This is a genomic window from Brevundimonas sp. AVps23W, from assembly GCF_058681395.1.
Genome location: NZ_CM178738.1, coordinates 2738903 through 2754306, shown reverse-complemented (window position 1 = coordinate 2754306; position 15404 = coordinate 2738903). Strand labels below are relative to the sequence as shown.

The following is a 15404-nucleotide window of genomic DNA, read 5'->3' as shown; positions in this document are numbered from 1 at the left end:
AGCCCGGCCGATCTTCCCCATGAGATTCTCTGGGGCGAGCGCATAATGAAGTTTGGCAAGAAGAAGGGCGACCCGAACGCCGAAGCCGACGCGCCCGCCGATGCGGAAGGCGCCGAGGGCGAAGAGGGCGCGCCGAAGAAAAAGAAGCTGCCGATCCTGTTCATCATCGCCCCGGTCGCCCTGCTGGTCCTGGGAGGAGGGGGCGCCGCAGCCTTCTTCCTGATGCAGCCCAAGCCGGCCGCCGAAGCCCATGGCGAAGAGGCGGCGGAAGGTCACGGGGAAGAGGCCGCAGGCGGTCACGGCGAGAAAAAGGCTGAGGCGGGAGGCCACGGCAAGGAAGCAAAGAAGGAAGAGGGCGGGGGGCACGGAGCGCCCGCCGAGGGCGGCGAGGCCGACCCGTCGCTGGGCAAGATCGCCGAAGGGCCCGACGGCGTCACCTTCTACACCCTGCCGGACATGGTCATGAACATCCAGTCGGCCGACGGCCGGCCGACCTATCTGAAGCTGAAGCTGACCCTGGAAATGCATGACGCCGAGTTGGCGACCCAGCTCCAGTCCGAATTGCCGCGCCTTCAGGACATGTTCACCGGCTTCGTCCGCGAGCTTCGCCCCGAGGATCTGAGCGGTTCAGCGGGCACCTATCAGCTGCGCGCTGAGCTTCTGCGCCGCATCAACCTGGTCGCCGCGCCCGGCAAGATCGACGCCGTGTTGATCGAAGAAATGCTGGTCCAGTAGGCATGACCGACACCTCACTCAATTCTTTCGGCGGCATGGGCGATCCCGCAGACGCCATCGCCGAGCGCGTGCTGAACCAGGACGAGATCGACAGCCTGCTGGGCTTCGATCTGGGCGACGACGACGGTTCCGAAAGATCCGGCATTCGCGCCATCATCAACTCGGCGCTGGTCTCGTACGAGCGCCTGCCGATGCTAGAGATCGTATTCGACCGCCTGGTGCGGTTGATGACGACCTCGCTGCGCAATTTCACCTCCGACAACGTCGAGGTGTCGCTGGACAATATCTCGTCCATTCGTTTCGGCGACTATCTGAACTCCATCCCTCTGCCGGCCATCCTTGCCGTGTTCCGGGCTGAGCAGTTGGACAACTATGGTCTGCTGACGGTCGATTCCAACCTGATCTATTCGATCGTCGACGTGCTGCTGGGCGGTCGTCGCGGAACGGCGGCGCTGCGGATCGAGGGGCGGCCCTACACCACCATCGAACGGGTGCTGGTGCAGCGGATGGTCGAGGTGGTGCTGAATGACGCCCGCCAGGCCTTCGAGCCCCTGACGCCGGTGACCTTCAACCTTGACCGACTGGAGACCAATCCTCGGTTCGCGGCGATCGCACGGCCGGCCAACGCCGCTATTTTGATCAAGCTGCGCATCGACATGGAAGACCGCGGCGGCCGAATCGAGCTTCTTCTGCCCTATGCGACCTTGGAACCGATCCGGAAAATGCTGCTGCAGCAGTTCATGGGCGAGAAGTTCGGTCGCGACAACATCTGGGAAGGCCACTTGGCCACCGAGCTCTGGACGACCGAGACCGAGGTCCGCGCCGTGCTGGACGAGCAGATGATGCCCCTGTCCACCGTGCTGAACCTGAAGGTCGGCGACACGATGATGCTGAACGCCACGCCGGATTCGGAAGTCTCGATCCGCGCCGGGTCGATCCCGCTGACGACGGGACGCATGGGCCGAAAAGGCCAGCATATCGCCGTGCGCATCGAGGCGCCGGTCAATCCCGAGACCGCCGCCCGGATAAGAGGAGCCCGCTGATGGCCGGCATGATCATGGACGCGGTGCTGATGCTGCTGCTGGTCGCGGCGGTGGGCTACGGGATCAAGCTGGAGCGCAAGCTGGCGACCCTGCGCGCTGGTCAGGTGGCCTTCGCCCAGGCTGTGACCGAGTTGAACACGGCCGCCGGGCGCGCCGAGGCGGCGCTGGCGACCCTGCGCGCCTCGGGCCAGGAGACCGATCTGCTTCATGACCGCATCATCAAGGCGCGCGAGGTCAAGCAACAGCTCGAGACCCTGATCGCTCGCGCCCCCGTCTCGACCCCGGCTGAAGCACCGGCCCCCGCGCTTGAACGAGATCGGGAACTGGCGCCGGCCGTGGCGGCATCGACCGCGTTGGTCAATGACGACGAAGAACGCGCCCGTCGCATGGCTGCGCTCGCCGACAGGATCCAGGGCATGGCCAAGCCTGCGAAAGCCCAGGCCGGCGGACGTCGCGCGGCGGCGCCCGGTGGACGCGATAACGTCGCCGCCATCGTCCAGGCCCTGACGGCCGCCGGCTCTGCTAACCACACTGCAAAACAAAGCCTCAACGCCGCGCGTCGTAATCTTGACGACGATCTGTTCGCCGCCTGAGTTCGGAACCCCAATCCATGGCCCGTATCCCCCGCCTTCTGCCCCTGATCGCCGTCGCCATCGGCGGCGTCGTCGCGGTGCGCGCCATCGGCGTCGCGCCGGGCCTGTTCGAAGGCGCCAAGGCCTGGGCCGAGGAGGCTGCGCCGGCCGCTGCGGGCGCGCCGCCCAAGCCGGCCCTGCCGGGCACTTGCGCCCTGTCGCCGGAACAGCTGGCTCAGCAGGCGGGCATATCCCCGGCCGAACTGAAGATCATCCAGTCCCTGTCGGCGCGCCGCACCGAGCTGGACGCCCGCGATCAGGACTTCGCCACTACCCTGCCGCTGATGGTCGCCGCCGAACAGAAACTCGATGCGAAGGTCAAGGCGCTCGAAGCGCTGAAGGCCGAGATGAAGCAGATGCTGGGTCAGGTCGACGAGCGCGAGAAGGCCGAGATCGACCGCCTGGTCCAGGTCTATTCCGCCATGCGGCCCAAGGAAGCCGCCCCGGTCCTGGCCACGCTGGAGGATCGTGTGCGCCTTCCCGTCGCCGCCGCCATGCGCCCGCGCACCCTGGCCGCCATCATGGCCCAGATGACGCCGGCCCAGGCCAAGGAGTTGACGGAAAAACTGGCCGCCCGCTTCCAGGCACAGCGGATGGCCGCCCGCGCCGCCGCCGCCGAGGCCGCCACGCCGCCGCCGGCGGCGCAGGACGCCCAGAACCCGGCCCCCGGTCAGGCGGCCGCCCCAACTGTCACGCCCGTCGCCGCGCCTGCCGCAGCGCCAGCGCGTCAGGCGCCGCGTCCTGCGGCGCGCCGGCCCGCCCGCCGTGCTGCGGCCCCGGCTGCGACGCCCCCCGCTGCGGGGCCGCAAGCCTACCAGCCGTCCGGCGGGGACAACGCCCAGCCACGCCAGACGGTGCAGTGAGCCGCATCCGGACTCATCCCTAGTCCGGCTGAACCGACAGGCTAACCATTTCAGCCGATTATCCACCCACGCCCCGGCAGAGGGCGACTTGATGGTGGAGGTCCGACATGATCGGCGAATTGCTTTATCTTGCTCACCGCCTGCGGCGGCCCCTGATCTTCGGCCTGTTCGGCGCCCTCTACGGGTTGGCGGTCCTGGCCATCCAGATGGTCATAGGCCGCTGATCGGCGGTTTCGGTTGGCATCAGGGCCGCGCGCGGCTATCACCGCGCCTTCCCGATATTCGAGCCGCCGAACGATCATGTCCGACACGCCCCCCGACCGCCTTTCCGTCGATCCGTCCAGCCCCTTCCACGACGCGGATGTGCTGCAACGTGGCGTCGGCATTCGCTTCAAGGGCGAGGAAAAGACCAATGTCGAGGAATACTGCGTCTCCGAGGGCTGGGTGCGGCTTGCGCTGGGCAATCGGGTTGACCGCAAGGGCAAGGCTCTGACCGTCAAATTGCAGGGTCCGGTCGAACCCTATTTCCAGAACGGCTGAGTCTTTCTAGGGTCGCGGTCTTCCCCAGTCCGGAGTCTGCCGATGTCCCTTCGCCTGCTGACCGTCAGCGCCTTTGCGCTCGGTTTCGCCGCCCTCGCGCCTCAAGCTTCGGCCCAGGACGCCGCGACCGTGGAACGGGCCATCGCGGTCCGCGACGCCGCCCTGACGTCGAACATCGCCCTGGACTATGTCACCCAGCTGACCACCCGCTTCGGCGCGCGGCCGGCGGGGTCGAAGTCCGAGCAGGACGCCGCCGCCTGGGCCGCCGACTATCTGCGCGCCCACGGCTTCCAGAATGTCCGCATCGAGCAGTTCCCGCTGGTCGGCTGGGAGCGGGGCGAAGGCTCCGCCGCCATCGTCGGCAAGAACGCCCAGTCGCTGGTCGCCGCCGCCCTGGGCCATTCGCCCGCCACGCCGCGCGGCGGGGTCGAGGCGGACGTGGTGCGTTTCTCCAGCCTTGAAGACCTTCAAGCCGCGCCCGACGCCGCCGTTCGCGGCAAGATCGTCTATGTCGATCTGGGCCAGATGCACCCGATGCAGGACGGCTCCGGCTATGGACCCCAGACCCGGGTGCGCGGCGCCGGCCCCGGCGTGGCGGCGGCCAAGGGGGCGTCGGCCTTCGTCATGCGGTCGGTCGGCTCGGATGAGGATCGCATGCCCCACACCGGCACGACCCGCTATGTGGACGGCAAGCCGACCATCCCGTCCTTCGCCCTGTCCGCGCCGGACGCCGATCAGGTCAGTCGCCTGATCGCCCTGGGCGAACCGATGCGGATGCGCCTGACCTCGACCGCCCACACCTATGAGACCCACAGCCAGAATGTCATCGGCGACCTGCCCGGCGCGACCCGGCCGGACGAGATCGTCGTTCTGGGCTCGCATATGGACAGCTGGGATCTGGGCACCGGGGCCATCGACGACGGGGCGGGCGGCGCCATCACGGTCGCGGCGGCCAAGGCTATCGCCGAGAGCGGCCGCCGTCCCGCCCGCACCATCCGGGTGATCTTCTACGGTTCCGAAGAAGTGGCCCAGCCGACGCCCCAGACCGGCAACGGCGGCGGCGTCTACGCCCGCGCTCTGGGGGCGGCGGCGGAGAAGCATATCATCGCCGGCGAAAGCGACTTCGGCGCCGACCGGGTCTACGCTCTTCGACTGCCCGCCGGCGCTCAAGGGTCGGACTTCCAGAAGGCGGCGACACGGGTTCTCTATCCGATCGGCGTCCTGGCCTCGGATCGTGTCGAGACCGAGGGCGGCGTCGATGTCGGCCCCCTGGGCCCGCTCGGCGTGCCCTTCTTCGGCCTGGCCCAGGACGGAACCCGCTATTTCGACCTGCACCACACCGCCAACGACACCCTGGACAAGATCGACCCGGCCCAGCTGAGCCAGAACGTCGCCGCCTGGGCGGGCCTGGTCTGGCTGATCGCCGATTCCGACGTCGATTTCCGCGCCATGCGGTCCACCACTTCGACCGCTCCCGCGCACTGAGCCGCTTGGCCCCGCGGGTCGGTTCTGGCTATAGAGCCGGACCGGCTCGCGGGCGTGGCGAAACTGGTAGACGCAGCAGACTTAAAATCTGCCGGGCGCAAGCCCTTGCCGGTTCGACCCCGGCCGCCCGCACCACCTGAGCCATGGCCGTATCTAACTGATTTTGTTGAATGTGTAGCCTTTAACGGGGCCGTCAACCGACAAGGACGGGCGGATGTGTCCTGTCTTTGATCGCCGAATGGATGATCCCTTCGGTTCTGACGCCTGCAATGGCGTGTCTAGCAGCGATTGAATCTGATGCGCGGCCGGCCATGAGGTCTTCGCGGGCCATGCCTTTGCTCCAGCGGATTTTTCGTCGCTCTGTTTTCTGAACGTCACTGTTGAGCCTTAGAAGCCCCAGCCAGTGGGGTGCGAATGGCGGTTCAGGATCCAGGGGCGGGGGAGTTGGCGAAGAACGCCCTGCGTCTGCGCGCCTTCGTCAGAAGTCGCGTGCGAAACGACGCAGATGCGGATGACATCAGCCAGGAGGCCTATGCCCGCGTCCTGGCGCGCTCGCGCGGCGGGTCGCTGAAGGACCCGGTGGCCTATGCCTTTCGTGTGGCGCTCAACCTGCTCAGCGACAAGGGGCGGTCGGGCGCTCGTGGCGGCGAGGACGAGATCGCCGACGACCTGGCCTCGGCCGATCCATCTCCGTTCGAGGTTCTGGATATGAAGCAGCGAGCCGACCTGTATGCCCGCGCCCTGCGGGCCATGCCACCTCTCAGGCGCGAGGTCTTTGTCCTTCGCCAGTCCGCCGACCTCGGCTATGCGCAGATCGCGGACCGGCTCGACATCTCCGTCGAGGCCGCACAGAAACACTTCAGCAGGGCGGTCATTGACGTGCGTCGCGCTATGGATACGGAGCGCGCCCGATGAGAGATGGACGGCGCACCACCGAGGAACAGGCGGCGTTGTGGGCGGACCGCCGCAGGCGTGGGCCGCTCGATGCGGATGAAGCCCGTCGTCTCGACGACTGGCTCGCTGCGGGGCCCGAACGCCTTGAGGTGCTGGATCTTCATGAGAGGCTGCTGAGCGACCCGGCCTTGGCGGCGGCGATGCGGATGGTGGCCGCCGACGGCGTCCGACCTGTCCGCAAGGCCTGGCGACTGACGCCCCGGCCGGTCTGGGCGGCGGGGTTCGGCGCGCTGGCCGCTGCGGCCGTCGTGGCTGTCCTGGTCTGGCCTTCGCCGCGCGGTCTTGTGCACGAGACGCTCGTGGGAGCCGCCGGCCAGACTGTGCAGGCGTCCTTGGAAGACGGATCTTCTGTTCGGCTGAACGGCGACAGCAATGTGCGGACGGCCTTCGGCGCCGAACGCCGCGACGTCTATTTGAAGGGCGAAGGCTTCTTTTCGGTGGCCAAGGACGCAAGACGGCCCTTCTCGGTCTTTACGGCGACCCACCGGATCACTGCGCTTGGAACTCGTTTCAACGTCGATGAACGCAGCGGCGGAGCGGTCGAGGTCAGCGTCCTGGAAGGCCGGGTCGAGGTAGTCGCGCTGAAACATCCGGACCAGCGCCGGGTGCTCGGCGCCGGCGGGCGCCTGTTGGCTCAGGACGGCGGGCTTGGGGCGGCCGCCGTCACGCGTCTGGATACGGCGGCGGATACGCCCGACTGGACCCAGGGCTGGATCGACGCCGAAGACATGACGCTGTCTGACCTGCTGTTGGAGCTTGAACGCCAGTCGCCCGGTCTGCGCGCCGGTTTCGTTGATCCTGACCTGGCCAAACGGCGGATCAGCGGGCGGTTCGGGACGGCCCATCCGGAAAAGGTTCTGGCGGTCGTTGCGGACATGCAGGGGCTGGCCTTACGCAAGGACGCCTCTGGCCGTCTGCTGATCGACCGGTGAGCGAGCGTGAAGCCGGGACGGGCATCTGTTCTGGGCGCAGCGTTGCTGGCGGGCGCGATGCTGTGGGGAACGGCGGCGGCGGCTGAGCCTTCGGCTGTCCAGGTTCGGCGGTTCCAGATCTCGGCCGGTCCTCTGGCGGAGGCGCTTCGCGATCTGTCGCGGCAGGCGGGGGTGGCCGTCATCGCCGACGCGGACCTGGTGCGCGGTCGAACCGCCCAGGACGTCAGGGGACGAACCACGGCAGGGGCCGCCCTGACCCGTCTGCTGGCCGGCAATCCCGACCTGCGCAGCCGCATGGTGGGCGACACGCTGATCGTGGAGCGCGCCGACGCGGTCACGCCTTCCGAACCGCCGCCCTCGGCCGAATTGGAAGAAGTCGTGGTCCTGGGGCGCCGGGGCGCGATCCAGCAGGCGCTTGAGATCAAGCGCGATTATGACGGCGTCAGCGACGTCGTCAGCGCCGACGACCAGGGCCTGCTGCCGACCAGCAATATCGCCGAAAGCCTGGCCCGACTGCCGGGCGTCAACGCCGTTCGCAATCATCAGACGGGCGAGGGCGACCGGCTGACGGTGCGGGGCATGTCCACCGAATGGAACGCCTATCGCATCAATGGGGTGCGGCTGGGCGGGGCGGGCTCGCGGGAGGACAAATTCTATCGCGGCGTCCGCCTCAGCTATCTGCCGCCGGAGGGGGTGCAGAGCCTGATCGTCCGCAAGACCCTGACGCCCGATCTGGACGGCGACGCCCTGGGCGGACTGATCGATATTGAGACCCCTACGGCGTTCGACGCTGCGCACGACTATGTGCGTGTGTCGGCGGAGACCGGCTGGCTGATGCGGTTCGATCAGCCGGGATCGGAAAAGCTGGCCGTGGCGGTGTCGCATCGCTTCTCGGATCGACTGGGCCTGTTCTTCGCCGCCAACTGGAGCGACACCCGATCGCAGTTCGAGATGGTCGGGGGCGACAGCGACGATATGCCTTCGACCTGGTACGAGACAGTCTATTCGACGGGATGGGATTTCGACAGCTTCGTCATGCGCGGCATGGAGCTCGCCTTCGGCGAAACGCGCGTGCGCCGGCTGGGGCTGAACGGCAGCCTCGATTGGCGAGGGCCGCAGCAGGAGCTCCACCTGCGGGTACAGTACAACCGCTATGAAGGCGAGGAATATCGGAACCGCCTCAACTTCCGCAACGATAACGCGAAAGGATCGGAGCGGCTCTTGCAGGTGGATGAGACGCTCACGGGCCTGGCCCAGCCGGATGACGCCGTCATCGGGTCCGATCCCGTCCTGGGCCGCATCTATTCCTACTCGGTGTCCGAGATGAAGGATGTTGATGGGGACGGGATTATTACTGACGCAGATCGCGTGTCCCGGTCCGTGTACAGCATCGCTGGGGCTTCGGGGGTTTGGGATCCGATGGGCTTTCGGTTGCGGCGGTTTTGGGAGGCGACTCAGGAATCTGGTCTCTTATCGTCGATGACGCTGGGCGGGCGGCGTTGGGGCGGTGCTTGGGAGGTCGAGTATGACGTGTCTCTGTCGCGATCAGTGGACGACCTGGACAACGGCGCGACCCTGGAATTCCGGACCGACGCCATAAACTGGCTGGGGAACAGCGGTGTGGAGATCATCGAAACCGGCGACTCGCGCTTTCGCCTTTGGGGTTTGAACGCAGCGGGAATGGCCGGGGTGCAGGATCCGGCTTCCTACGACTTCAGAAGTCTTACAAGCACTTGGGAGAAGACATCCGAAATCCTCGCCCAGGCCCAAGTCGCCTTTACATATTCGCCCGACAGCGAGTGGCTAGAGTCCGTCAAAACAGGCGCGCGCTATATGCGCTCGGCCCGCAAGAGTGTCGAAGGCACGCGTCCGGACTTGATCGGTCCTCAGACCTTGGCGGACCTGGAGGGGCTGTTTGGAACGCCGGTTACGGACCTGTTCGATGGCCGCTATGTCGGGGACTACCGGCTAGGCGTGGTGCTCGACAACGAGCGGATGCTGGAGGAGATCGAACGCGCTTACCGGGGCGAGAGCGATTATTTCACGATCGACCCTGACTACGAGGCAGACGAGGATCCGGAGAATTTTCGGGTCATTGAACAGGTGTTGTCCGCCTACATGATGGGCACAGCGCGATGGGGCGGCGCCGAGCTGACGGGCGGGGTCCGCGTCGAATACACCGCCACGCGAATGCACTTTCCTGTCCTCGACGCGGTTCGTGGAGACGGGAGAGCTCAGAGCAGCAATGATTTCGTTAATATCCTTCCGTCCCTGCACCTGAGGCGCGCGCTGAGCGCCAGCTCCGTGCTACGCGCAGCGATCTGGACCAGCTTCGCGCGACCGGACATTGCACGCATGACGAGTGCTCGCGAATATGTTTATGATCAGGATCCCGATGACGATGGGGACGTCAACCCGAAGTCAGATTGGGTGCTTACCGAGATCCGCGAGGGAAATCCCGACCTCCTGCCAATGGAGGCCACGGCCTATGATCTATCCTACGAACACTATGGCCGATCGACCAGTTGGTCGGCGGCGTTGTTTCACAAGGACATCCGCAACTTTCTATACAGGGCCTCGACAAGCTCCATCCGTGAGGGCGGTCTGGCCGACGAGGGAACCGAGGACGGGGTGCCGGTGCGAGCTTACGTCAATGGGCGATGGGCGCGGATCAGCGGCGTCGAACTGGCGGTACGCCACGGGTTCGACTGGGCCCCGGCGCCGCTGGACGGTCTGGGGCTGACCGCCAATCTGACGTGGCAGGTCAGCCGCGCCGACGCCAACATATCCTGGCGGCCCGGCGACGAGCTTCCGTTCACGGAAACCCCGGAAACGATCGCGTCGCTGGAGTTGCTCTGGCAGGGCGCGGGATGGGAGGCGGCGGTGGGCTGGAGCCGCCAGGCCGGCTTCCTGGAAGGCATGGATAGTTTCGCCAACGATCCCTACGAACAGCCCTACAGTTTCGTGGACGTCAGCCTGCGCAGGCGGCTGGGGGGCGACGGGTCAGCATCCCTGCAGATCCGCAATCTGCTGAACGGTCATACCTATTGGTACACCTTCGGCTCGGGTTCGGAGAACCTGCGCGAATATATTCGCACCGGTCCGACGATCAGCTTGGCCATCAGTCGAAGCTTCTGATCCGCCCTTAGAGCCTGATTTAGGGCGTCAGATTGAAGCGGGAGCATGATTGAGCAGGGTCCGGTCGGGCTCGATGCCCGGTGGACGCCAACAGGCATGTTTCATCGTGGTAAAATTGATGGCGGAATTCTGTCCGTAAAATTGCGTAGCAATCTATTATAAGATCCGAAGGGTAGATCGCCGTAGTTCGGGATCAATCAAATGATCGAATAGCAGTCGGTCGGGTTGATTGAGTATCAATCCATCGGCTCTGTAGTTCATGTAGAATTGCGGAGGCATTCTTGAAGTCCCTATACATGACCGTCGCCCTGGCTCCCTTGTTGCTGGCCACCCCTTCGTTCGCCCAATCAGGACAGGCGCCGGCGCGCCAGACGGCCTGGGAGGCCAGCCGCACCAGGGTGGATGACGATGTCATCGTCACCGGCGTCGCCAAGGCGCGGGACCGGCTGGACAGCGCCACCTCGACCAGCTCCATCGACGACATCGAAATCGCCAAGATCGGCGCCCATTCGATCAGCGACCTGTTCCGCACCATCCCCGGCATTCGCGCCGAGGCGTCGTTGGGCGACGTCAACGGCAACTACACCATCCGCGGCCTGCCGATGGTCGGGACAGGCGCGAAATATGTTCAGTTCCAGGAAGACGGCCTGCCGGTTCTGGAGTTCGGCGACATACTTGGGATGACGCCGGATTACTTCATTCGTTACGACCTGAATGTTGGTCAGATCGAGTCGATCCGCGGCGGTTCGGCCTCCACCTTTGCGTCCAATGCGCCCGGCGGCGTGATCAACCTCATCTCGCAGACGGGCGAGGTCGAAGGCGGCTCGTTCCAAGCCTCTACGGGGCTGGACTACGATACTTATCGCGGCGACTTCAGCTATGGCGGGCATCTCAGCGATACCCTCCGATACCATGTCGGCGGCTTCTACCGGGAAGGGGAGGGGCCTCGTGAGGCCGGTTTCCAGGGCAACCACGGCGGTCAGATCAAGGCCAATATCACCAAGGAGTTTCAGGGCGGCTTCGTGCGCCTGGAGGCCAAATTCCTGGACGATACGGTGATCGGCTACGGTCCCGCGCCGATGCTGGTGTCAGGTACGAACGACGATCCCGACTACAGCCATGTTCCGAACTTTTCCATCACGGGCGACACGCTGACGGCGTCCAACACGAGCACCTTCCCGCTGCTTAACGGGGACAATGCCGTGACGCGGGTCAATCTTCACGACGGAAATCATGCGGTCGTGCGCGCTCTCGGGTTCCAGACGCGCTTCAATCTGCACGGATGGACCATAGCGGAGCATATGCGCTACTCGGATCAGTCGGGCACGGCCGATATGAACTTTCCGCTTGCGGTCTTTCCGGGGACCGTCGCCCCGTTCGCGCTGGGCGGACGGCCCGGCACTCTGGCCTACGCCAGCGGGCCGCAAGCCGGACAGGCGGCAAACCCCGCCACGATCGGAGGAAACGGACTGGTTTCCTATTCGATGCTGGCTCACAGCGATGTCGACAGTTTGAACAACTTCACCAACGACTTGCGCGCAAGTCGGGTGTGGGAGATCGGCGGAAATCAGCTGACGACGACCTTCGGCGTCTACAATGCGGAACAGGACATGAAGTTCGACCGCCAACTGATCCCGTTCCTGCAGGATGTCGCCGGCGGCGGCCAGTCTGCGCTGGTGGACATCTTCAATCTGGACGGCACGCCCCGCACCCAGGACGGCGTCGTCAACTTCTTCGGTCCGGCCGGCCCCGGCTCCAACTCGCGCACCGACGTCACCTACAGCGTCTTCGCGCCCTATGGATCGTTGAACTACCGGATGGGCAAACTGTCGCTCGGCGCCTCGGTGCGGTTCGACAGCGGCGACGTCAGCGGACATACCACCGCCAACACCCTAGCCGATGTCCGGACCATCGACGTCGATAATGACGGGGTCATCTCAGAGGCCGAACAAACCTTCGCCTTCGCTCCGGCCGCCAATGCCACTCCGGTCGATTACAGCTACGACTACACATCCTATTCACTCAGCGCGAACTATCGCATCTCGGAACGCCTCTCGACCTTCGCTCGCTACAGCAAGGGCGCGCGCGCCGCGGCGGAGGCGATCCTGTTTTCGTCGGCGATCAGCTCTGTAGACGGCGATCTGACCGATGCCGAAGCCGCCTATGATCCGGTGAAACAGGCCGAAGTCGGGGTGAAGTTCCGCACCGAGGGCTTGTTTGCGAACGTCACCGGCTTCTGGGCCAAGGTGAGCGAGACGAACCAGCAGATAAAGCCGGATTCCAACGGCATCACCCAGCGTTTGCTGGTCCGGCGCGGCTACAAGGCCATAGGCGCCGAGTTCGAGGGTGGCGTCCGACGGGGGCCGTTCAGCCTTACCGCCGGTGCGACAATCACAAGCGCCGAGATCACCGAGGCGGAAGATCCGACCCTGGTCGGCAAGACGCCGCGTCGTCAGGCCGACGTCATCTACCAACTGATGCCGCAATACGAGACTGATCTGTTCACGGTCGGCGCCAGCATCGTCGGCACCACGGAAAGCTACGCCCAGGACACGAACCTTTTGACCATGCCTGGCTATGCGACGGTCAACGCCTTCGTTCAGGTTCGTCCGATCGAGCGCGTCGTGCTGTCCCTGAACGCCAATAATCTGTTCGACGAAACGGCGATCACGGCGGTGTCGGTGGACTCGTTGCCGTCCAGCGGCGTGGTTATGGCCAACACGCTTTCGGGACGAACCTTTACGGCCGGTGTTCGCATCTACTTCTGACCGGCGGCGTCTGAAGGATCTGAGGGCGGGGTCGCAAGGCACCGCCCTTCAGCCTGTCCGGAGGCTCCAGCGCTAATCCTTCACGCCGCAGACCGACAATGTGCGTCTCAGGTCGCGGGGGCGATCCGTCTGGATCACGTTGGCGTCCAGGGCGAGCAGGGCTTCCAGCCGACGGCAAACGTCCGACGCCCCGGCGGCGACGGCTGTATCGACCTCGCCCAGACTATTGATCCAGATCCGCGCGGGCAGGGCGCGGATGTCTGCGCGCAATCGCGGCGTCAGGGACTCCGGGTCGCCGTGGACGATGGCGACGGGGGCAAGGCCGGCCGTAGCCGTCGCCAGCCCGTCCGGCCGACTGACGCGCGGCATCACCCTGGCGTCGGGCGCCGACCGCCGCACCTGCGCCAGAACCGGGCTGTCGGAATCGAAGAACAGGACCTGGTCCGTCATCCCCAGTCCCTGAACCACGGCCACAATGGGCGCGACCTGATCCGTCTTCAGATCCAGATCCACGAGCACGCGGCCGCAGGTGCTGCGCAGCGCCTCGACCAGGGTGGGCGGCGGTTCCGAACTGTCTTCCAACCGCAGCGCCCGTAGCTGGTCATAGGTCAGGCGCTCGGCCTCGCCGGCGGCGCCGGTGGTGCGCGTCACGGTCTGGTCGTGCATCAGAAAGGGCACGCCGTCGGCCGAGACCTTGACGTCGATCTCGACGATGTCGGTCCCCGCCTGCACGGCTTCCTCTATGGCGGCCAGCGAGTTTTCGGGCGCTTCGAGATGGCCGGCCCGGTGCGCGGCGATCAACACCGCGCCGCGCGGCTTCGCCAGTTCGGTCTGAAGCCGCGACATGACGGCGGTTTCCCCGCAGACCGGATCGGCCAGGGCCGGCGTCGCCGCCAGCCCCGCCGCCAATGCCGCCAGGAGACCAAGAACACCGGGCCGCAGCGTCATTATTGGCCCTCGCGTCGCAGGATCAGCTCCGGCGTCGCCGGCTTCAGATCGGTCAACCGGGCCGGACCCGCGCCGAGCTTGTCCAGCTGGAAGGCGTCATACAGGACGCCGTCCATGGTGAAGGCGCGCACCGTCAGCCGTCCGCCGGCGACTTCGATCTGCTGGAACACCTGGACGCCGCTGCCCTTGCGGAGGGTCCAGTCGATGTCGCCCAAGGGGTACTGCTTCGGCCCCACGTTGGAGACCATATAGACCGGCCCCTGATCGTGCGGCCGACCCCGGCCGTAGGTGTGGTCATGGCCGGCCAGAACCAGATCGACATGATAGCGGTCGAACACCGGCTGAAGCACGGCGCGCAACTCTTCTCCGCTGCGTCCCTGGGCGGTGGAGTAGAGCGGATAGTGCAGGAAGACGACCGTCCAGCGCGCCGGGTTGTTCTCCAGTTGGTTCTCCAGCCAGGTCAGCTGGGCCTGAGCGGACGCGGGATCGTCGTCGAACATGTCAGCGTCCAGCGATATGACCCGCGCGCCTTGATAATCGACCCGATAGACAGTCTCGGACAACGCCTCGGACGGGCCGTTCTCCGGCAGGCTGAACTGAAGCCGCCACTGGGGGGCGAGAAACTGACGCGGCGCGCCCTCGGGCTTCATGTACTCGTGGTTGCCCGGCGTCATCAGCGACGGCGTCTCGGCCAGACGATGCGGGTCCATGTCGAACCACTGGCCCCATTCGCCGTCATTGTCCGCGCGGTTGATCAGGTCGCCGGCGAACAGCATGAAGGCGGCGTCCGGGGTCTGGCGCAGGGCGCGGCGCACGGCCAGGCCACCCATGGAGCGGATGTCGTTCTGGACGTCGCCCATATAGAGGAAGGTGAAGGGGCGGGCCTCGGCGGCGGCGGTCTTCACCTGGCGCCAGGGCGACCAGGCGCCGTCCTTGCCCACGCGATAGACGTATTGGGCGTCGGGCGTCAGGCCGGTCAGCCGCACGCTGTAATAGTCGGCGGACACCTGCTCTTCGTCGCGCGTGACGAAGGCGGCGGACGTGCGCTGTGCGGGCAGACGAACGGCCTGCGACGGATAGGCCGGGCCAGGCGTCAGGGTCGCATATTCGATGAAGCCGTCGCCCGCGCCCGCTTCGGCGCGCCAGTTGAAGGCCAGGCTGGTCGAAGGCGTCTCGGTCAGATTGACGATGACCCGCTCGGGCGCAGACGTCGTTTGGGGTTCAGCTCGGACGGTTGGGGCGGCGGCGAAGGCCAGGACGCTGCAGGACAGGGTCGCGGCGAGGCGCAGGGACAGGCGCATGGAATATCCTCAATGTCAGGAAAGAGAGCCGCTCGCGGGACGTTTCCCGCGAGCGGAAGCCGCGA

12 protein-coding genes and 1 tRNA gene are annotated in these 15404 nt (G+C 65.9%); 11 read left to right on the top strand and 2 right to left on the bottom strand.

Features of this window, described 5'->3' with window-relative positions:
* The first annotated feature begins 45 nt into the window (after nt 1-45).
* From ACW177_RS13300 to ACW177_RS13250, 11 genes are all read left to right on the top strand, one after another.
* Nucleotides 46-735, top strand: a complete 690-nt coding sequence (locus ACW177_RS13300) for a flagellar basal body-associated FliL family protein (protein ID WP_492026165.1) — start codon at nt 46-48, stop codon at nt 733-735.
* Between the two features lie 2 nt (nt 736-737).
* Nucleotides 738-1778 (top strand): flagellar motor switch protein FliM, encoded by a 1041-nt coding sequence (gene fliM / locus ACW177_RS13295; RefSeq protein WP_492026164.1) that lies wholly within the window; start codon nt 738-740, stop codon nt 1776-1778.
* On the top strand, nt 1778-2371 hold the full coding sequence (locus tag ACW177_RS13290; protein WP_492026163.1) for a DUF6468 domain-containing protein: 594 nt from the start codon (nt 1778-1780) through the stop codon (nt 2369-2371). Before fliM ends, ACW177_RS13290 begins: the two co-directional genes overlap by 1 nt.
* Nucleotides 2372-2388: 17 nt before the next feature.
* Complete coding sequence (locus ACW177_RS13285; RefSeq protein ID WP_492026162.1) at nt 2389-3273, top strand: MotE family protein; 885 nt, start codon at nt 2389-2391, stop codon at nt 3271-3273.
* 300 nt (nt 3274-3573) lie between these two features.
* The gene (locus ACW177_RS13280; RefSeq protein ID WP_492026161.1) at nt 3574-3813 is read left to right on the top strand and encodes a DUF3297 family protein; all 240 of its coding nucleotides are present in this window, start codon (nt 3574-3576) and stop codon (nt 3811-3813) included.
* A gap of 42 nt (nt 3814-3855) precedes the next feature.
* On the top strand, nt 3856-5298 hold the full coding sequence (locus tag ACW177_RS13275) for a M20/M25/M40 family metallo-hydrolase (RefSeq protein WP_492026160.1): 1443 nt from the start codon (nt 3856-3858) through the stop codon (nt 5296-5298).
* A gap of 48 nt (nt 5299-5346) precedes the next feature.
* A tRNA-Leu gene (locus tag ACW177_RS13270) sits at nt 5347-5433 on the top strand.
* A gap of 309 nt (nt 5434-5742) precedes the next feature.
* A complete protein-coding gene (locus ACW177_RS13265) occupies nt 5743-6213 on the top strand; it encodes an RNA polymerase sigma factor (protein ID WP_492026159.1) in 471 nt (156 codons plus the stop codon).
* On the top strand, nt 6210-7184 hold the full coding sequence (locus tag ACW177_RS13260) for a FecR family protein (protein ID WP_492026158.1): 975 nt from the start codon (nt 6210-6212) through the stop codon (nt 7182-7184). The genes ACW177_RS13265 and ACW177_RS13260 overlap by 4 nt, the downstream gene beginning before the upstream one ends.
* Nucleotides 7185-7190: 6 nt before the next feature.
* Nucleotides 7191-10322, top strand: a complete 3132-nt coding sequence (locus tag ACW177_RS13255; RefSeq protein ID WP_492026157.1) for a TonB-dependent receptor — start codon at nt 7191-7193, stop codon at nt 10320-10322.
* Between the two features lie 296 nt (nt 10323-10618).
* Nucleotides 10619-13090 (top strand): TonB-dependent receptor domain-containing protein, encoded by a 2472-nt coding sequence (locus tag ACW177_RS13250; RefSeq protein WP_492026156.1) that lies wholly within the window; start codon nt 10619-10621, stop codon nt 13088-13090.
* Between the two features lie 72 nt (nt 13091-13162).
* Here ACW177_RS13250 and ACW177_RS13245 read toward each other — a convergent pair whose 3' ends face one another.
* Together ACW177_RS13245 and ACW177_RS13240 are read right to left on the bottom strand one after the other, a co-directional pair.
* Nucleotides 13163-14038, bottom strand: a complete 876-nt coding sequence (locus tag ACW177_RS13245; protein ID WP_492026155.1) for a glycerophosphodiester phosphodiesterase family protein — start codon at nt 14036-14038, stop codon at nt 13163-13165.
* The gene (locus ACW177_RS13240; protein ID WP_492026154.1) at nt 14038-15339 is read right to left on the bottom strand and encodes a purple acid phosphatase family protein; all 1302 of its coding nucleotides are present in this window, start codon (nt 15337-15339) and stop codon (nt 14038-14040) included. The genes ACW177_RS13245 and ACW177_RS13240 overlap by 1 nt, the downstream gene beginning before the upstream one ends.
* Between the last annotated feature and the right edge of the window lie 65 nt (nt 15340-15404).